Origin of the sequence: Streptomyces sp. NBC_01176 (genome assembly GCF_045039825.1) — a bacterium.
Classification (GTDB): Bacteria; Actinomycetota; Actinomycetes; order Streptomycetales; family Streptomycetaceae; genus Streptomyces.
On sequence record NZ_CP108600.1, the window covers coordinates 8553177 to 8571206 of the forward strand.

Consider the following 18030-nt stretch of genomic DNA (forward strand, 5'->3'; position numbering starts at 1 on the left):
GTGCTGTCACACATTTCGGGGAGATTCCGTGACCATCGGTGCGGGCCCGGCCCCCGGCGGAGATCCTTGTGCCTGCCCATGACACAGGCGACGCACACGGCACGGGGGAAGCACGGAAACCATGGAGCGCGCACGGGAACAGACCTCGGCGGGAGAGCTCACCGGCCCCGCACAACGGCCCGAAGCGGCCGACACCGCCCTCGAACTCCTGGTCCACGGAGTCGGCGGCACCACACCCGAGGAGATGCTGGACGACCCGCGCACGGTGCGGATCAGCGGCGACGACGTCGCGGCCGTCCACCGTCGCCGCGAAGACGCCGACGCGGAACGGCGGCCCGACGACTACCGCGGCAGACCGGTCCCCGAGGCCTACGTGTGGTGCAACCTCACCTCCGGCAACGGCACCCGTGCCCTGTGGCTGTTGCTGCTGCCCTTCATGGTCGTCAACCTCGCGCACTGGATGCGCCCCGCCGGCCGCGGCCGCCGCGGCACGGTCCGTCTCTACGGTCTGCTCGTCCGGCTGACCGGGCTCACCCTGACCGTGCTGCTGGTCGCCGCCGCCTGCGAGGTCGCCCTCGACCTCGCCGCCTGGCAGTGCGCGGGCACCCGCGCGTGCGCCGAGGAACACTCCTGGCTCGCCTTCCTCTCCCCGGCCCTCTCCCACGACGGCTGGTGGAGCCGGCCCGGCCGCCGCCTCGCCCTGGCCTGCCTGGTGCCCACGGCCCTGATCTGCCTGCTGTGGTACCTGTCCCACCGCACCTGGAGCGCGTACGAGTCCCAGCAGCCGGTGTCCCGCGCGGCCGAACCCGAGGAGGAGACCGACCGCACCGCCCTCGGCCGCCCCGGCTTCTGGTACGGGCGCCGCCTGGTGGCCCGGCTGCGCGCGGCGCACACCGCCGCGGGTCTGCTGACGGTCACCGCCGCGGTCGGCGGCCCCGCGGCCCGCTTCGACAGCGGGGTCGGAGGGCCCGCCCTGCTGGGACTCCTCGGCCAGTTGCTGCAGGCGGCCCTCGCCGTCGGCGCGTTCGTCGTGCTGTGGGTGGTCTGCCGCCGCGGACGCAGCGAGCACCGGCTCGACCGGGAACTCGACGCGACCCTGGTACGCGCGCTGCCCGTGGGCGCGATCGTCCTGCTCACCGTCACCGTGCTGTACGCCGGCTGGTCACGGCCCGGCTGGCAGTCGACGGGCCGGCTGCCCGGCGACCCGGCCTTCGGCGGCCTCGCCCTCGCCCAGGGGCTGCTCGTCGTCGCGCTCGCCGTGGTGGCCGGCGTCCTGCACCGCGCCCTCCCGCGAGGCGCCGGTCCCGCGCGAACAGAGGACACCCCCGTCGACGCGCGCACGGCGATGCGCGGTCTGGCCGGACCCGCCGTCGCGATGCTGGCCTGCGCGCTGGGCGGCGTGATGTCCGGCGGAGTGGCCCAACGCGTCGCCGACTGGCTGGACGGCACCCAGGGCTCGCTGCCGGGTCCGCCCGTCCTGCTGACCTGGCAGGCCTCCGTGATCCCGCCGGCGATGCTCGTGCTCCTCGGACTCTGTGGCCGACTGGCCGTGCGCACCTGGCGTCTGCGTGCCCGCGAGACGCGCGCGGTGGAACTCGACTACCGGGGAGAACACGAGGACAACGCCCGCACCCGCAGCATCGCCGGCACCCGCGCCGTGGCCACCCTCACCGACCAGGCACCCCTCGTCGTCGGGACCATCTCCCTCGTGACGTTGCTCCTGGGCTCCGGAGCCCTGGTGGGCGCGCTGACGACCGGCGACACGCCGGCCCGGGCGGCGCAGGGCTCGTACGCCTTCGTCCACGGCGCCGCCGAAACCGCGCAGTCCCTCGGATCCTGGCTGATCGGCCTCGGCTTCATACTGCTCGTCACCTCGGGCCGGCGCGCCTACAAGGACCCGGCGGCCCGCCGCACGATCGGCATCCTCTGGGACGTCGGCACCTTCTGGCCGCGCGCCGCGCACCCCTTCGCGCCGCCCTGCTACGCCGAGCGCGCCGTGCCCGACCTGACCTGGCGCATGGTCACCTGGACCCGTGCCACCGGCGGCCGCCTCGTGCTGTCCGGGCACTCCCAGGGCAGTGTGCTGGCGGCCGCCGCGGCCTGGCAGTTGCAGCCCTCGGTCCGCAGACGGGTCGCCCTGCTCACCTACGGCTCACCACTGGAACGGCTCTACGGGCGCTGGTTCCCCGCCCACTTCGGGCCGGCGGCCCTCGCCTCGCTGCACCGCGAGGTCGACTGCTGGCGCAACCTGTACCGGCTCACCGACCCCATCGGCGGCCCCGTGCGCCTGCCCGGGGAGTGCGGGCCGCAGGTCGACCGCGCGCCCCTCAAGGACCCGCTGGTCTACGGACGCACCCTGGAGAACCCCCTGCCGGCCCCGATCCTCGGGCACTCCGACTACCAGTCGGATCCGGCCTTCGCGGAGGAACGGGAGCGGCTGTTGGCGCGGTTGCGGCACGAGGTGCCGGGCCCGCGTCCCGACGGCGACGCTCAGGGCAGCTCCGGAAGATCCTCCGCGTAGAGCAGGGTCAGGTCGTCGGTGCTCGGTTCGTCGAGCTGGGCGACCCGGCCCGCGTGCCGCTCCACCATCGCCTCGAAGGTCTGCCGCGCGGTGCGGCCGTTGCCGAAGGCGGGGCCCTTGGGGATAGCCGTGAAGTACTTCAGCAGTGCCTCGGACGCGCCGGCCCCGAGGCTGTACTCGTGCTCCTCGGCCTGCTGCTCCACGATCCGCAGGAGTTCCTCGGGGAGGTAGTCGCTGAAGGTGATGGTCCGCGAGAAGCGGGACGCCACACCGGGGTTGACCGTGAGGAAGCGCTCCATCTCGGCCGTGTAGCCCGCGACGATCACGACGACCGCGTCCCGGTGGTCCTCCATCAGCTTGACGAGCGTGTCGATGGCCTCGCGGCCGAAGTCGCGCCCCGAGTCCTCCGGCGACAGCGCGTAGGCCTCGTCGATGAAGAGCACACCACCGCGCGCCCGGTCGAAGGCCTCCTGGGTGCGGATCGCCGTGGAGCCGATGTGTTCGCCGACCAGGTCCACGCGGGACACCTCGACCAGGTGTCCCTTCTCCAGGACGCCGAGCGAGGCGAGGATCTCGCCGTACAGCCGGGCGACCGTCGTCTTGCCGGTGCCGGGGGAGCCCGTGAAGACCAGATGGCGCCGCGCCGAGGCCGCCTTGAGGCCCGCCTCCTGACGCCGGCGGCCCACCTCGATCATGTCGGTGAGGGCGCGTACCTCGCGCTTGACGCTCTCCAGGCCCACCAGCGCGTCGAGTTCGCCGAGGACGGCCTTGGAGGAGCGGGCGGGCTGCTCGGGCTCCGGGGAGCCCGCGGGCGACTCCTGCTCGGTGGTGCGCTGGCCCGGGATCGCGCCCAGCAGGCCGGTGGACGGACCGGACGTCTGTACGGCCGTCTCGGGGGCGGGGGAACGCGCTCCGGCGCTCTCGTCGCTCGTGCAGTCCTCGACGACCGGGCCGCCGCCCGCCGCGTTGCCGCCGTCGGCGAACTCGTAGCCCCCGCGTGCGCACCGTTCCGTACGGCACTTCTTCAGCGTCGCGCGGCAGCCGTCGATGACGTGGAAGCCGTAGCCTCCGCTGCCCGTCACCCGGCAGTGGTGGAAGCTGCCGCGGCCGCCCGCCGACACGTAGAAGCCCGCCTCCGCGGGGGAGTCGACCGTGCACCGCTCGATGGTGGGGTCGGCGCCCTTGGTGACGATGACACCGGTCTGGGTGCCGTCGACGGTGCAGCCGGACAGTGTTCCGCCGCTTCCGTGGTCACGGAACCAGGCGCCCGTCGCGGCGTCCCGGATTCGGCAGTCGTCGAGCTGCGCGGTCGCGCCGTCGCTCACCGAGACGGCCGTGTTGCGTACTTGGGAGAGGTCGCTGTCGACGACGTCCACGCGCGAGCCGCGATCGAGCACGAACAGGGCGTCCGGCACGTCGTGCACCCGGCACGACTCCAGTACGGCGGTGGCGCCGTCGCTGACCCAGACCGCGGGGTAGTCGCCCGTGCTGTCGAAGATCTCGCACTGGTTGGCGTCCACACGGGTGCCCGGGTCCCACACCGACAGGCCGTTGCGCCCGAACTTCCGGACGGTGGTGCGGGTGAGGGTGAGGACCGAGCGGGAGCGCAGATCGACCGCGTTCTCCGGGATGTCGTGGATGCGGCAGTCGGCGAGCGTGAGCACCGCGTCCGTGTCCAGCGTGACGCCGTCCGAGGTCGTACGGTGCACATCGCAGTCGGTGAGGTGGGCGGCGGCCCGCCCGGTGATCTGCACCCCGGAGCCCTTGACCTCGTAGACCTCGCAACCCACCGCCTCCAGTGAGGAGTTCTCGCCGGTCGCCGACAGGCCCGCGCCGGAGGTGTGGTGCACCCGGCAGCGCTCCAGGCGGGGACGGCCGCCCCCGCGGACCGCGATGCCCGACTGCCCGGCCGCGACGACCTCGCACTCCTCGAACACCCCACCGCCGCCGTCGAGTACGGCGATGCCGACGCCGGCCGGATTGTCGACCGTGCAGCGGCGCACGGTCGGGCGTGCGCCGCCGCGCACCTCGATGCCGGCCGAGGACCGGGTGACGATCCGCATGTCCAGCAGCTCCGGGGTGCCCTCCTCGACGAGCAGCGCGGGCGCGGCCGAGTCCTGGCCCTCCACGTGCAGGTCCTGGACCACGGCGGAGGCGCGGACGGTCAACGGCACTCCGTCCACCGGCGCGATGCGCACCGAGCCGGGCGAGCCCTCGGGACCGCGCAGCGTCACCGCGCGCTGGACGACGAGGTTCTCCCGGTACGTACCGGGGGCGACGGTGAGTACGTCGCCCTCGGCGGCCGCCTCCAGGGCGGCGGCCAGCGATGCGTACTCTCCCGTGCGGCGCCGCCACCGCGAGGTGCCGGTGTGCGTCACCTGGACCGTGCCCTGTGCCATGGCGCTGTTCTGCCCCCACCTCGTCGTACGCGGGTCCTGCGAGGCCGTGCTGAAACGCCGTCGCGATCAAGAACAGCTTCTCACGACGATGCCGAACAGTCCGGCCGTCCCACCGTAGCGTGCGCGGAGACGGAGGGTTGACCGGAGCGGGAAGGCGGTCAGCTGCCGGTACCCGTCCTGCCCCAGTCCGGGCCCGCCCGGTCCCATGCCTGATCCCAACGCGCGTACCGGCCAAGAATCATGCGCCAGACGATCAGCCGTCGTGCGGCCTCCAGCAGCACCACGGTCATGAGGGCCGCGCCGACCCCCGCCAGCACCGCGTGCGTCGTCGCGGTGGCCGGGTCCAGGGGGTGGCCGACCAGCCGGCCCTGCCGGTCGGTCCAGAGCGTGAAGCGGTCGCCCCGGTGCGGGGACCTGAGCACCGTGATCACCCTGCCGTGGTGCGCGGAGCCGTCCGGGGCGGTCCAGTCGGCGAGCACACGGCTGCGCGGGTCCTGCGCCGACGAGGCCTCGGGGTCGGGCTCCAGCGGTGCGCGCGTCAGCTTCCTGACCACGGTGGCCACCACCTCGTGCCGGGCCCTGTGCTGCTCCCGGACGGACTGCTGGAGGGCGTGCTCGGCGGCGGCTCCGGCGGCGACGCCGGTCAGGGGAGCGGCGACGGCGATCAGCAGGAGGACCAGCAGCGCCAGCCAGGCCTCGGCCAGATCGGTCCCGCGGCGCAGCGGATTGTGCCGCCAGCGCCAGAGCCCACCGATTGCGCGCATGACCGCGCACCCCCTTCCGCCTTCCGCGTCCGTGATAACCCCCGGCGGAGCCGTTCACCCGTGGACCGGGGAAGGAGAGAGCGAAATCACCCCTCCCGCGGTCCTCTCATGAACTTCTCACACAGCCTCAACGACCGTGCCCGGACATCCGGTTCCCGTGTGCGGGGCTCGGGCGGTACGGGATCGGAAGGGTGACCGGAAACCGATCGCGCCGCTCAGGCGACGACCGTGACCGGATCTCCGACCCGCACGATGCCGGTGGACTCCGGCACCAGGTTCTGTCCGAAGATCAGCCGGGACCCGAAGCGGCGATGGCGCCCGAGCGTGCGCAGGGGTTCCCTGCCGCGTTCGGCGGTGTCCTGGTCGGTGGTGGTCACGACACAGCGGCCGCACATCTTGGCGACCCGGAAGGCGACCTCGCCGATGGTGACGCGGGTCCAGTCGTCCTCGGCCCAGGCCGTGGTGCCCGACACCACCACGTTCGGCCGGAAGCGGTTCATCGGAAGCGGACCCTCGTGGGCATGGTCGCCCCGGGCGATCAGGGAGTTGAGCGCGTCCAGTGAGGCCAGGGTGGTGAGCAGCAGCGGATAGCCGTCCGCGAAGGCGACGGTCTCTCCCGGTCGTCCGTACTCCGGGTCCACGGGCCTGCGGGTGGCGGGGTCGTCCAGGTGGACGAGGCGTGTCTCGGACCCCAGGTACTCGCTGCACCAGACATGGGCCGCGGGGCCGGCGAGGACCGCCTCCACCTTGTCGCCGAAGACGTCCAGTGTGGCCCTGCGCTCGGCCTTCGGCTCCGGCACCGGGACGTGGAGCGGCGCACGGCCGGGCGCGGACAGCCGTACGCCGCCGGGCACCGGCTCGGCGGCGGCTCGCGCCAGGCGTGGCTGCTGGCGCTGGGTGACGACCTTTCCCCCGTCGTCGATCAGTGCCCAGCGCCGGTCCCCGGCCAGTCCCCAGGGCTCCACCAGCGCGTCCCGTGGCGACTGACCACGGAACGACTTGACCGGATGGACGTGGATCGAGTGCAGCTCCGCGTTCCCCATGGCGCCATCGTGCCAGTCGGCGCCGACAATTCCGTCCTAAGGCCTCAGTAGCCGCGGTACTGCTGGTTGTTGTACGGGTCCTGGTACGGAGCCGGGGCGGGGCGGGGGGCGGCGGGGCGCATCGCCTCGTAGCCGGTGCCGGTCGCCATCGGGCGCTGCGGCTGCTGTTGCTGGGGGCCCGGGTAGCCGCGCGGGGCGCCTGCCTGCTGCGGGATGTAGGGCGCGGGGGCCTGCTGCAGCGGGGACGGCTGCTGGGCCTGCGGGTAGCCGCCGTAGGCGGGGACCTGGTGGGACGGTCCGGCCGGGAGGGCCGGGAGTGCCGACGGGAGCGCGGGCAGGTAGCTGCTGCTCGTGTCGTAGGCGGCGGGAACCCGGATCGGGGCGATCTGAGGGGTGCCCCGCTCGGCGACGAGCGAGTCGTAGATCGGGGTGTCCGGGAAGGACGGCGCGGAGTAGTAACCGCCGCCATAGGTGGAGCGGGGGGAGGTCATGGGACATAAGTTAAGCCCACGATGTGCTGGTTGGGGAGACCGATAAGAGGGTTGTTTTCCGTGTCGGCGACACCTCGGGATCCCCAATGCGAGCGAACTCGGCAAAAAAGGGCGCCAAACCGGGTTCAGATCGTGTAAAGGCCTAGTTCCCAAGGGGTTACCGGGGGTTGACCATTGATCTTCCCGGGCTGTCCGGGCGCTTCCCGGCCCCCGGGGAATAGGTTGGTCTGCAACGGGTCGGAGAGGCGGCCCGGGGGCGCGGCCTGGCGCGGTGACACGTGATGGGGGCGGACATGACAATGTCTAAGGGATCGAACGTTCCGGTGCCGACGAGTGCGCTGCGCGTCGAAATGGGCTGGAGTTCGGGCCCCGGGGTGCCCGACGCGGACGCGTCGGCGCTGCTGCTGGTGTCCGGGAAGGTGCGCTCCGACAGCGACTTCGTGTTCTACAACCAGCCCGCGCACTCCTCCGGCGCCGTGCGGCACGAAGGAAAGCGTGACGCGGGCGGTCAGGTGACCGACACGCTGCTCGTCGACCTCGCGCGCGTGGAGCCCGTGATCGAGACCGTGGTGCTGGCCGCCTCCGCCGACGGCGGCACCTTCGGGCAGGTACCCGGCCTGTACGTCCGGGTGCTCGACGCGGGCCGGGGCACGGAGGTCGCCCGCTTCGACAGCAGGGACGCGACGGTCGAAACGGCCTTCGTGCTCGGGGAGTTCTACCGGCGCCAGGGCGCCTGGAAGTTCCGCGCCGTCGGACAGGGGTACGGCAGCGGTCTGGAAGGTCTGGCCACGGACTACGGGATCACGGTGGACGAGCCCCAGCACACGGCGCCGCCCGCCGCCCTGCCCTCCTCCCCTCGTCCGGCCTCCCCGCCGCCCGCCGCCTCCCCGCCGCCCGCGCCCGGCACGCGCGTGGTCGGCCCGCCCCCACCGGTCGCCCCGCCCGCCACCACGACACCGCCCACGCAGCCTCCGCCGCCCGCGCCGCCCCGGACCGCGGTGCGCCTGTCCAAGGTGACCCTCACCAAAGAATCGCCCTCGGTGTCGCTGACCAAACAGGGCGGAACATCCGGTTCCCTGCGCGTGAACCTCAACTGGCAGACACGCAAACAGTTCTCGGCGTGGGGCAGCAAACGGGGCCGGGCCGTCGCGATGCACGCGGACCTCGACCTCGACCTGTGCGCCCTGTACGAACTGTCCGACGGCCGCAAGGGAGTCGTCCAGGCGCTCGGCAACGCCTTCGGGGCACTCCACCAGCCGCCGTACATCCATCTCGACGGCGACGACCGCACCGGTGCCGTCGAGAGCGGCGAGAACCTCACCGTCAACCTCGACCGCCGGCAGAGCTTCCGGCGCATCCTCATCTTCGTGACCATCTACGAAGGAGCGCGCTCCTTCGCCGACCTGCATGCCACGGTCACCCTGCAGCCGGCGAACGGCGCACCGGTCGACTTCTCGCTCGACGAGTGCACCGTGCCCTCGACCGTCTGCGCCCTCGCCCTGATCACCAACAACGGCGGTGACCTGATCGTCCAGCGCGAGGCCCGCTACCTGGTGCCCAAACGGGGCGTGAGCCCGCAGCGCACCGTCGACCAGGTCTACGGGTGGGGCATGAACTGGACGCCCGGCAGGAAGTGAGCGGTCAGCGCTCGTCGAGGGCGGTGTCGGGGCGCGCGTAGGTGCGGCCCTTCCATGCCGCGCCGCGCCCCCTGTAGTGCTGGACCGCGGAATCGACCGTCATGAGGAGGTACAGGAACGCGGTGACCGGCAGCAGCGGAGCGAGCCACCAGGGCTGCCGGTAGTAGCGCAGCATCGGCAGATACGTTGCCGTCATCAGCAGCCACGCGAGCCCGCCGGCCGCCGCGCCCCCCGTACTGCCCACGACCAGGCCGGTGACGAGCGCGACCGGCGGCACCAGGTAGACGACGGCGAGGCCGAGGACCGTGCCCAGGAGCAGCAGCGGGTTGTGCCGCAGCTGGGCGTACGCGCTGCGCGAGACCATGCGCCACAGGTCGTGCAGCCGCGGGTAGGGCCGCACACTGTCCACCCGCTCGGCCAGCCCCAGCCAGATGTGACCACCGACGCCCTTGACGGCCCGAGCGAGCGCCACGTCGTCGATGACGGCGTGCCGGACGGCGTCCGGAATCCGCGCCCGCTCGGCGGTGTCCGCGCGCAGCAGGACACAGCCACCGGCCGCGGCCGCGGTGCGTGACCCCCTCATCGCGATCCACCGGAAGGGATAGAGCTGGGCGAAGAAGTAGACGAACGCGGGCACGACGAGCCGCTCCCACACGCTCTCCACCCGCAGCCGGGCCATCTGGGAGACGAGGTCGAAACCGCCGGTGTGCGCCGCGGCGACCAGCGTGCGCAGGCTGTCGGGCGCGTGGGCGATGTCCGCGTCCGTCAGCAGCAGGTACACGGGCTCGCGCGTGCGGGCCAGGGCGATGCCGTGGCGTACGGCCCAGAGCTTGCCGGTCCAGCCCGCGGGCGGCTCCCCGGGCGAGTCGACGGTGAGCGGGAGCCCACCGTGCGCGCCGGCCAGTTCACGGGCCAGCTCCCCGGTGCCGTCCGAGCTGCCGTCGTCGACGAGGAAGACCTCGGCCGGTCCCGGATAGTCCTGCGCGAGCAGGGTCGGCAGGCTCGCGGGCAGGACCCCGGCCTCGTCGCGTGCGGGGACCACGACACAGACGGACGGCCAGTCGTCCGGCTCGCGGCGCGGCGGCAACCGCAGATCCGTACGCCAGAAGAAGCCCTGGCCGAGCAGCAGCCACAGCCAGGCGACCAGTGATCCCACGGCGGTCCACACGACGGCACTCACGCGCGGCAGTCTGCCCCACCCCGGGGGCCCGTCGGGGCGGATCGTCTATGGTGACCGGGTGAAGATCGCGCTCATGGACTCCGGAATCGGACTGCTCGCTGCTGCCGCCGCGGTACGTCGACTGCGGCCCGACGCCGATCTCGTCCTCTCCTCGGCGCCCGACACCATGCCCTGGGGACCCCGTACGCCCCAGGACGTGACCGAGCGCGCGCTCGCGGTCGCAGAGGCGGCGGCGGAACACCGTCCCGACGCGCTGATCGTCGCCTGCAACACCGCCTCCGTGCACGCGCTGCCCGCCCTGCGCGCCCGCCTGGAGCCGGAGGTGCCCGTGATCGGCACGGTCCCGGCGATCAAGCCGGCCGCGGCCGGCGGCGGTCCCGTCGCGATCTGGGCCACACCCGCCACCACCGGCAGCCCGTACCAGCGGGGACTCATCCGTGACTTCGCCGCGGGAGTGGCCGTCACCGAGGTGCCGTGCCCCGGGCTCGCCGATGCCGTGGAGCACGGCGACCAGGCGGGTATCGACGCCGCGATCGCCGCGGCCGCCGCCCGGACCCCCGACGATGTAAGGGCCGTCGTCCTGGGCTGCACCCATTACGAACTGGTCGCCGAACGGATCCGCGCGGCCGTGCAGCGGCCCGGCCGCCCGCCGCTCGTCCTGCACGCCTCCGCCGGTGCGGTCGCCGCGCAGGCGCTACGCAGGATCGGCGCGTTCCCGGACCCGGGTGCGGCCGCCGACGGCACCGTCACCGTGCTTCTCAGCGGCCGGGCGGGAGCCCTCCCCGAGCCCGCCCTGGAGTACGAGGAGGGCCGCCTCCTGCAGGCGGTCAGCCCCGCCCGCTGACCGTCGGTCACCGCTCGGACGCCCGCTGTCCGCGGACCGCCCCGGCGGAGCAGTGACGCTCTGCGAGCCGGTGCCCGCGCTGCGGAACATGAGTAGTCTCTTAGGCATGAGGGACCACCCCCACGGCGAATACATCCCGCACTCCGATGTCTGGACCGGGCGTGCGACCAATCGCGTCCAGTGGCTTCCGGCGCTCGCCGGTGCCGCCTGTATCGCGCTCGGCATCGAGCTGGCCGTCGAGTCCACATGGACCTCGGGCGTGGCCGCGCTCGCCATGTCCGTCGTCGGCTGCATCGCCGCGGGACTGCTCGTCCTCTTCGGCACGCTCGCCTTCGTGCACGTCGCCGTGAAGGTCGACAAGGACTGCCTCGAAGTGCGCTGCGGGCACGTCGGGCTGCCCCGGCGCCGCATTCCTCTCTCGGACGTGGTCGGTGCCGACTTCGCGCCCAGCGTCACTCCGTGGCAGTGGGGCGGCTGGGGTTACCGCTGGCGTCCCGAGAAGGGCACCGCCGTCATCGTCCGGCGCGGCGAGGGCATGGTGCTCCGGCTCGGGGACGGCCACACGTTCACCATCACGGTGGACAACGCCGAGGCGGCCGTACGGGTGATCCGCGACAGGCTCCGGCCGGCCACTCCCGGCGCCGTGATCTGATCCCGTACGCCTGAAGGGCCATGGGGCCGCGGTGCCGACTCACGGGTTCACGGTTCGAGCCGGTGTGCCCAGAGACGCTCGTCCTCCCTCATGACGCCCTCCGGGCTCCCGTCCGCCAACGGCCGAGCCGTCGCGAGCCCCGCGAGCAGTCCCGCGCCCGCCGTCACCGTGGTGAAACTCAGCGCGTTGCCCACCGACGCGATCGCGGCCAGGGCGGTCAGGGCCGCCCCCGCCGTCAATGCGATCGGCGTGGACCGCGGAGACCGCCAGAGTGAGTAGAGGACCCAGCAGAAGAGCACGGCGAGCAGCACGGCGCCGACCACGCCCTGCTCGGCCACCTGCTGCAGTGCGGCGGAGTGGGGTTTGCCGTCGGGCAGTGGCGCCAGCGCGACCGTCGGACTGAGTTCTCCGTAGCGGCCCGGTCCCACACCCAGCGCCGGATTCCGGCCGACCAGATGCACCGCGTCCTGCCAGAGCAGCACGCGGTGCTCGGTGAGCTGATCTTCGAGGGAGGCGGTCAGCCCGCCCGGGAGCGCGTCCTCGGCGACGGCCCAGGTCGTCGACGTGACCAGGGCCGCGGTGAGCGCGAGGGCCCCGAGGCCGAGGGCGCGGCGCCGCACGCGGTCGGCGGCGAGCGAGCACAGCAGCACCGCGGCGCCGAGGGCGCACCCCGCGGCCGAGCCGAGGACCGCGGCGGTCACCGTGATCCCGAGGGCCAGCAGGCGCAGCGCGAGCCGCAGCGCCGGCGGGCGCGCCGCCCAGGCCGCGCAGCACGCCGCCGCGGTGGACAGGGTCAGCAGCGCGGCCGTGGCGCCGGTGTGCCCGAGCGGCGCCGTGATCTGTGGGCCCGGAGTGGTGTACCGCGCGGTGAGGGCCAGGCCGAGTCCGGCGAGGGCCCCGGCGCAGGGGGCGGCGACCGGCACGACCGCACCCAGGATCCGGCCCGAGGCGTAGCCGGCGGCCATCGCCAGCACCGCCAGCAGGACGCCCTCGGGGCGTCCGTCGTGGACGGCCGCGGTGATCAGTGACCAGACCGCGCAGGCCCCGAGCACGATCACGCCCGCCGCGTCCGAAACGTTTTGTCTCTCGTCTGCGCCCGTCGCACCGGCCGCGGACGTCATCCCCGTCGAACCCACCCCGTCGCCCCCCGACCCGTGACGAGCCCCGACCGTCATGGCAGTATCCGGCCACGTCAGAAGCTCGGGCACACCGTAACGGCTGATGCGCCGGTTTGTGGATGACTTGCGCAGAAAAACGATGCATCGGACGGGCGGTGAGCGGCGCCCGGGACGCGTGATCCGTCTCCGGGCGGCGCGGAACCCAGGGCCGCGGCCGATCGGGAGCGGCGGGAGCTTCCAGCAGGGTCGCGGGGACGGACCGTGCTGTCGGAGCCCAGGTCACGCGCCGTACACTCCCCGGGTGACCGCCACCGCAACCTCCGTAGACGAGCCGGAACAGCTCGAACCCCGCGCCGTGACCGCATCGCGCGGGGCCAGACTGGCACGGCGATACGCTCCGGCCGCCGCCGCGGCGCTCTCCGGCGTACTGCTCTACGTCAGTTTCCCGCCGCGCACGGTGTCGTGGCTGGCGCTGCCCGCCTTCGCGGTCTTCGCCTGGGTCCTGCGCGGTCGCTCCTGGAAGGCGGGGCTCGGGCTCGGCTATCTGTTCGGCCTCGGCTTCCTGCTGCCGCTGCTCGTGTGGACCGGCGTGGAGGTCGGCCCCGGGCCGTGGCTCGCGCTCGTCGCCGTGGAAGCGGTGTACATCGCGCTCGTCGGCGCGGGCATCACGTTGGTGTCCCGGCTGCCCGGCTGGCCCCTGTGGGCCGCCGCCGTGTGGATCGCGGGAGAGGCCGCCCGCGCGCGTGCGCCGTTCGGCGGCTTCCCCTGGGGGAAGATCGCTTTCGGGCAGGCGGACGGCATCTTCCTGCCGCTCGCCGCTCTGGGCGGGACTCCGGTCCTCGGCTTCGGAGTGGTGCTCTGCGGTTTCGGCCTGTACGAGATCGTGCGCCAGGTCGCCGAGGGCCGTCGCACCGGTGTCGTACGACGGGGTGCCGCCGTGGTGGCGCTGCTCGGTGTGGCGGTCCCCGTGGCGGGGGCGCTCGCCGCGCGTTCACTGGTGAGCGACAAGGCCGAGGACGGCACGGCGACCGTCGCGGTGATCCAGGGCAACGTGCCGCGCGCGGGACTCGAGTTCAACGCCCAGCGGCGCGCCGTCCTCGACCACCACGCGCGGGAGACCGAGCGGCTGGCCGCCGAGGTGAAGGCGGGCAAGGTCGCGCGGCCCGACTTCGTGCTGTGGCCGGAGAACTCCTCCGACGTCGACCCGTTCACCAACGCCGACGCCCGCGCCGTCATCGACTCCGCGGCCAAGGCCATCGGCGTGCCCATCTCGGTCGGCGGCGTCGTCGAGCGGGACGGCAAGCTCTACAACGAGCAGATCCTGTGGGACCCGGTGAAGGGCCCCCTGGACACGTACGACAAGCGACAGGTCCAGCCGTTCGGCGAGTACCTTCCGCTGCGCTCGCTGCTCGGCGCGATCAACAAGAACTGGACGTCGATGGTGCGCCAGGACTTCAGCCGGGGTCACAAGCCCGGCGTCTTCACCATGGACGGCACCGGGGTCGGCCTCGTCACCTGCTACGAGGCCGCCTTCGACTGGGCCGTGCGCAGCACCGTGACGGACGGGGCGCAGATCATCTCGGTGCCGAGCAACAACGCGACCTTCGACCGCAGCGAGATGACCTACCAGCAGCTCGCCATGTCCCGGGTCCGTGCGGTGGAGCACAGCCGTACCGTCACGGTGCCGGTGACCAGCGGCGTCAGCGCCATCATCATGCCGGACGGGAAGATCACCCAGAAGACCGGGATGTTCGTGGCGGACTCACTGGTCCAGAAGGTGCCGCTCCGTTCGTCTCAGACCCCTGCCACGCGGATGGGGATCCTCCCCGAGATGCTCCTGGTGCTGATCGCGGCGGGCGGGCTCGGCTGGGCCGGGGCCAGGGCGGTCCGCGGGCGCCGGGACGGTGTGCTCTAGGGCGTGCCGGGCGTCGCGAGGCAGGCGGGACCTTCGCAACACGCACGCCCTTGTACTGCGGCGCGGAGCGGGCAGGGTCGCGCGGCCGGGTGGCGGAAGCGGACCGTTAGGGTCGGGCCATGGCTACTCCTGACTTCATCCGTACGATCCGGGCGTCCGCGGGGCATCAGCTGCTCTGGCTCCCCGGAGTCACCGCCATCGTCTTCGACGACGAGGGCCGAGTGCTGCTGGGCCGGCGTTCGGACACCGGTAAGTGGTCGGTCATCGGTGGCATCCCGGATCCGGGCGAGCAGCCCGCGGCCTGCGCCGTGCGGGAGGTCTTCGAGGAGACGGCGGTGCGCTGCGTCGTCGAGCGTGTCGTGCTCGTCCAGGCCCTGGATCCGGTCACCTACGAGAACGATGACACCTGCCAGTTCATGGACGTCACGTTCCGCTGCCGCGCCGTCGGCGGCGACGCGCGGGTCAATGACGACGAGTCGCTGGAGGTCGGCTGGTTCTCGGTCGACGCGCTGCCGGAACTGAACGAGTTCGCGATGTTCCGGATCAAGCAGGCCCTGTCTCACGCACCCGCATGGTTCGACACCACGACTTGAAGTGGAACTGTGTGGGATGAGCACATGTGGGAGGGCGGTCGGGCTGCCTAGGGTCGAGCCATGACCGCGCCCAGCGCCCTCCCGGGCCCCCACGCCCCCGCGTCCGGCCTCGACGGCCGTACCGCCCTGGTCACCGGCGCCGCCGGCGGCATCGGCCGAGCCTGTGTGCTGCGGCTGGCCGCCGACGGGGCCAAGGTACGGGCGGTCGACCTGGACACCGCGGGGCTGGACGTACTCGCCGAACTGGCCCGGGGCCTGCCGGGCACCGTGGAGCCGCAGCCGCTCGACCTCACCGACCTCGACGCGGCGGAACTCGCCGCCGCGGGGACGGACGTCCTCGTCAACAACGCCGGACTGCAGACGGTGCGGCCCATCGAGGAGTTTCCGCCCGAGGTCTTCCACACCATGCTCACGGTGATGCTGGAGGCCCCGTTCCGGCTGATCCGCGGCGCGCTCCCCCACATGTACGGGCAGGGCTGGGGTCGGATCGTCAACGTGTCCTCGGTCCATGGGTTGCGCGCGTCAGCCTTCAAGTCGGCGTATGTGGCCGCGAAACATGGGCTGGAAGGACTGTCGAAAACGGCGGCCCTGGAAGGCGCCCCCCATGGAGTGACCTCGAACTGTGTGAACCCCGCCTACGTGCGCACCCCACTGGTCGAGAAGCAGCTCGCGGACCAGGCGCGGGCCCACGCCGTTCCCGAGGAGCGTGTGCTGTCCGAGGTGCTGCTGCGGGACAGCGCGGTCAAACGGCTCGTCGAACCCGAGGAGGTCGCCGAGGCGGTGGCCTATCTGTGCGGGCCCCAGGCCTCATTCGTCACCGGCACGTCGCTGGTCATGGACGGCGGCTGGACGGCGCACTAGCCGGTCCGGCGCCGCCGAGCCGGCCGGGTTATCCACAGGGCCGGTCGGGCCGGCCTCACGACAGGTCATCCTTTGAGCATGTCCCGCGATCACGTCCAGTCCGCCGAACGCTCCGACAACGCCGAGACGCCCTTCCTCCAACTGCTGGCCAGAGGCGCCCCCGCCGAGGCGTACGAACAGCCGGTCCTGCTCGCCCGCGCGGAGAGCTGTTCCGCCACCCGCGTCGCCGCGCTCGAAGAGGCCAAGCTGCTCGCCCTGCGGGTGCGCTCCGAGATGGAGGGCCGGCGCCGTCGCGAGGCCGAACTGTCCGCGCTCTTCGAGACCGCCCACGACCTGGCCGGCCTGCGCGACCTCGACGCCGTCCTGCGCGCGATCGTGCAGCGGGCCCGGTCCCTGCTGGGCACGGACGTCGCCTACCTCAGCCTGCACGACGAGGCCGAGGGAGACACCTATATGCGGGTCACCGAGGGCTCGGTCGCGGCGCGCTTCCAGCAGCTGCGGCTCGGCATGGGGGAGGGGCTCGGTGGGCTCGTCGCCCAGACCGCCCGCCCCTATGTCACCGACGACTACTTCAAGGACGACCGGTTCCAGCACACCCGGGCCATCGACGCGGGCGTACGGGACGAGGGCCTGGTGGCCATCCTCGGCGTACCCCTCATGATCGGGCGGCACGTCATCGGAGTGCTGTTCGCCGCGGACCGCCGGGCACGGATCTTCGAGCGTGAGCAGATCGCCCTCCTGGGCTCGTTCGCGGCGCTGGCCGCGGCGGCCATCGACACGGCGAACCGACTGACGGAGACCCGCTCGGCCCTCGACCGTCTGGGCCGCGCCAACGAGATCATCCGGGACCGCAGCGGAGTCATCGAGCGCGCCACGGACGTCCACGACCGCCTCGCCGAGCTGGTGCTGCGCGGCGGCGGGGTCCATGACGTGGCCGCCGCGGTCTCCGAAGTACTCGACGGGCCGGTCGAGTTCACCGGGACGGACACCGCACCCGACGCCGCCCTCCAGGCCTCCCGCGCCGAGGGCCACGCGGTGCGACACGGTCGGGACTGGGTCGCGGCCGTGGCGGCCGGGGGAGAGCTGCTCGGCGCGCTGGTGCTGGGCGGACAGCCGGACCTCGACCCCGTCGACCAGCGCACCCTTGAGCGCGCCGCGATGGTCACCTCACTGCTCCTGCTCGCCCGACGCTCGGCCGCCGAGGCCGAACAGCGCGTCCGCGGCGAACTGCTGGACGATCTGCTGGACGCCCGCGACCGCGACCCACGCCTGCTGCGCGAGCGCGCCACCCGCCTGCACGCCGACCTGGACGCCGTCCATGTGGTCCTTGCCGCGCGCCTGGACACATCCACCGCCGATGCCGAACGCGAGGCGGACGCCCGTCGACGGCTGTGGTCCGCCGCGTCCCATCTGGCCGCGACCGGACACGGACTGGCCGCGGCAAGGGACGGCGGTACGGTGCTGCTGCTCCCGCTCGGCGAGGACGAGACCGCCACCGACCTGGCCCGCCGCACGGCCGGACAGCTCGGCACCGCGGTCCACGAGGCCGTCACGGTCGGCGCCTCGGCACCCCTCGAAGCCCTCGCCGCGCACCCCGAAGCGGTGGCGGCGGCGTACGCGGAGGGACAGCGCTGTCTCGAAGCGCTGCGCCTGCTCGGGCGCACCGGGGACGGCGCCGCCGCCGAGGACTTCGGGTTCCTGGGGCTGTTGCTCGCCGGGGACCGCGACATCTCCGGTTTCGTCGGGCGGACCATCGGCCGGGTCGTCGCCTACGACCAGCAGCGCGGAACCGATCTGCTGCGCACTCTCGACGCCTACTTCGCGTGCGGGATGAGCCCGGCGCGCACCAAGGACGACCTGCACGTCCATGTGAACACGGTGGCCCAGCGGTTGGAGCGGGTGGGCCGGCTGCTGGGGGAGGACTGGCAGAGCCCGGCCCGGGTGCTGGAGATCCAACTCGCCCTGCGGCTGCACCGGTTGTCCACGGCCGCACGGCACTGACCCCCGTACAC

At 73.0% G+C, this 18030-nt stretch carries 14 protein-coding genes; 8 read left to right on the forward strand and 6 right to left on the reverse strand.

What is annotated here, in order from left to right; all coding sequences use genetic code 11:
- Positions 1–121: 121 nt before the first annotated feature.
- Positions 122–2521, forward strand: coding sequence for a hypothetical protein (locus OG199_RS37240; protein ID WP_405833224.1), 2400 nt, complete (start codon positions 122–124; stop codon positions 2519–2521).
- Here the strand turns inward: OG199_RS37240 and OG199_RS37245 are convergent.
- The 4 genes from OG199_RS37245 to OG199_RS37260 form a co-directional block, all read right to left on the reverse strand.
- Positions 2491–4920, reverse strand: a complete 2430-nt coding sequence (locus OG199_RS37245; RefSeq protein WP_356800991.1) for a right-handed parallel beta-helix repeat-containing protein — start codon at positions 4918–4920, stop codon at positions 2491–2493. The genes OG199_RS37240 and OG199_RS37245 overlap by 31 nt on opposite strands.
- A gap of 158 nt (positions 4921–5078) precedes the next feature.
- A complete protein-coding gene (locus tag OG199_RS37250) occupies positions 5079–5684 on the reverse strand; it encodes a hypothetical protein (protein ID WP_401801836.1) in 606 nt (201 codons plus the stop codon).
- A 215-nt stretch (positions 5685–5899) separates the two neighbouring features.
- Positions 5900–6727 carry an MOSC domain-containing protein gene (locus OG199_RS37255; protein WP_405833225.1) on the reverse strand — a complete coding sequence of 276 codons (828 nt, stop codon included), beginning with the start codon at positions 6725–6727 and terminating at the stop codon, positions 5900–5902.
- Positions 6728–6771: 44 nt separating this feature from the next.
- Entirely contained in the window at positions 6772–7218 is a 447-nt protein-coding gene (locus tag OG199_RS37260; RefSeq protein WP_405833226.1) for a DUF6643 family protein, read from the reverse strand.
- A 293-nt stretch (positions 7219–7511) separates the two neighbouring features.
- Between OG199_RS37260 and OG199_RS37265 the strand changes: the two genes are divergently transcribed.
- Positions 7512–8855, forward strand: coding sequence for a TerD family protein (locus OG199_RS37265; protein ID WP_356800995.1), 1344 nt, complete (start codon positions 7512–7514; stop codon positions 8853–8855).
- A gap of 4 nt (positions 8856–8859) precedes the next feature.
- Here the strand turns inward: OG199_RS37265 and OG199_RS37270 are convergent, their stop codons facing one another.
- Positions 8860–10035, reverse strand: a complete 1176-nt coding sequence (locus OG199_RS37270) for a glycosyltransferase (protein ID WP_405833228.1) — start codon at positions 10033–10035, stop codon at positions 8860–8862.
- A 58-nt stretch (positions 10036–10093) separates the two neighbouring features.
- Here OG199_RS37270 and OG199_RS37275 point away from each other — a divergent pair, with 58 nt between their 5' ends.
- Both OG199_RS37275 and OG199_RS37280 read left to right on the forward strand, forming a co-directional pair.
- Positions 10094–10879 carry a glutamate racemase gene (locus tag OG199_RS37275; RefSeq protein ID WP_405833229.1) on the forward strand — a complete coding sequence of 262 codons (786 nt, stop codon included), beginning with the start codon at positions 10094–10096 and terminating at the stop codon, positions 10877–10879.
- A gap of 106 nt (positions 10880–10985) precedes the next feature.
- On the forward strand, positions 10986–11531 hold the full coding sequence (locus tag OG199_RS37280) for a hypothetical protein (RefSeq protein WP_356806012.1): 546 nt from the start codon (positions 10986–10988) through the stop codon (positions 11529–11531).
- Between the two features lie 47 nt (positions 11532–11578).
- Here the strand turns inward: OG199_RS37280 and OG199_RS37285 are convergent, their stop codons facing one another.
- Entirely contained in the window at positions 11579–12652 is a 1074-nt protein-coding gene (locus tag OG199_RS37285; protein WP_405833230.1) for an O-antigen ligase family protein, read from the reverse strand.
- A 298-nt stretch (positions 12653–12950) separates the two neighbouring features.
- On the opposite strand from OG199_RS37285, the gene lnt reads away from it, so the two are divergent.
- From lnt to OG199_RS37305, 4 genes are all read left to right on the forward strand, one after another.
- Entirely contained in the window at positions 12951–14564 is a 1614-nt protein-coding gene (lnt, locus tag OG199_RS37290) for an apolipoprotein N-acyltransferase (RefSeq protein ID WP_401801852.1), read from the forward strand.
- A 119-nt stretch (positions 14565–14683) separates the two neighbouring features.
- Positions 14684–15157, forward strand: a complete 474-nt coding sequence (locus tag OG199_RS37295; protein WP_401801855.1) for an NUDIX hydrolase — start codon at positions 14684–14686, stop codon at positions 15155–15157.
- A 60-nt stretch (positions 15158–15217) separates the two neighbouring features.
- Positions 15218–16018, forward strand: coding sequence for a 3-hydroxybutyrate dehydrogenase (locus OG199_RS37300; protein WP_405833232.1), 801 nt, complete (start codon positions 15218–15220; stop codon positions 16016–16018).
- Positions 16019–16096: 78 nt separating this feature from the next.
- Complete coding sequence (locus OG199_RS37305) at positions 16097–18019, forward strand: helix-turn-helix domain-containing protein (protein WP_405833233.1); 1923 nt, start codon at positions 16097–16099, stop codon at positions 18017–18019.
- Positions 18020–18030 lie beyond the last annotated feature (11 nt).

Bases quoted from the DNA above. Each gene is read 5' to 3' on its own strand.
- OG199_RS37255 (WP_405833225.1), bottom strand. From the start codon at position 6,727: ATGGGGAACGCGGAGCTGCACTCGATCCACGTCCATCCGGTCAAGTCG.
- OG199_RS37240 (WP_405833224.1), top strand. From the start codon at position 122: ATGGAGCGCGCACGGGAACAGACCTCGGCGGGAGAGCTCACCGGCCCC.
- OG199_RS37305 (WP_405833233.1), top strand. From the start codon at position 16,097: ATGTCCCGCGATCACGTCCAGTCCGCCGAACGCTCCGACAACGCCGAG.
- OG199_RS37280 (WP_356806012.1), top strand. From the start codon at position 10,986: ATGAGGGACCACCCCCACGGCGAATACATCCCGCACTCCGATGTCTGG.
- OG199_RS37300 (WP_405833232.1), top strand. From the start codon at position 15,218: ATGACCGCGCCCAGCGCCCTCCCGGGCCCCCACGCCCCCGCGTCCGGC.
- OG199_RS37285 (WP_405833230.1), bottom strand. From the start codon at position 12,652: ATGACGTCCGCGGCCGGTGCGACGGGCGCAGACGAGAGACAAAACGTT.
- OG199_RS37245 (WP_356800991.1), bottom strand. From the start codon at position 4,920: ATGGCACAGGGCACGGTCCAGGTGACGCACACCGGCACCTCGCGGTGG.
- OG199_RS37250 (WP_401801836.1), bottom strand. From the start codon at position 5,684: ATGCGCGCAATCGGTGGGCTCTGGCGCTGGCGGCACAATCCGCTGCGC.
- OG199_RS37265 (WP_356800995.1), top strand. From the start codon at position 7,512: ATGACAATGTCTAAGGGATCGAACGTTCCGGTGCCGACGAGTGCGCTG.
- OG199_RS37295 (WP_401801855.1), top strand. From the start codon at position 14,684: ATGGCTACTCCTGACTTCATCCGTACGATCCGGGCGTCCGCGGGGCAT.
- OG199_RS37260 (WP_405833226.1), bottom strand. From the start codon at position 7,218: ATGACCTCCCCCCGCTCCACCTATGGCGGCGGTTACTACTCCGCGCCG.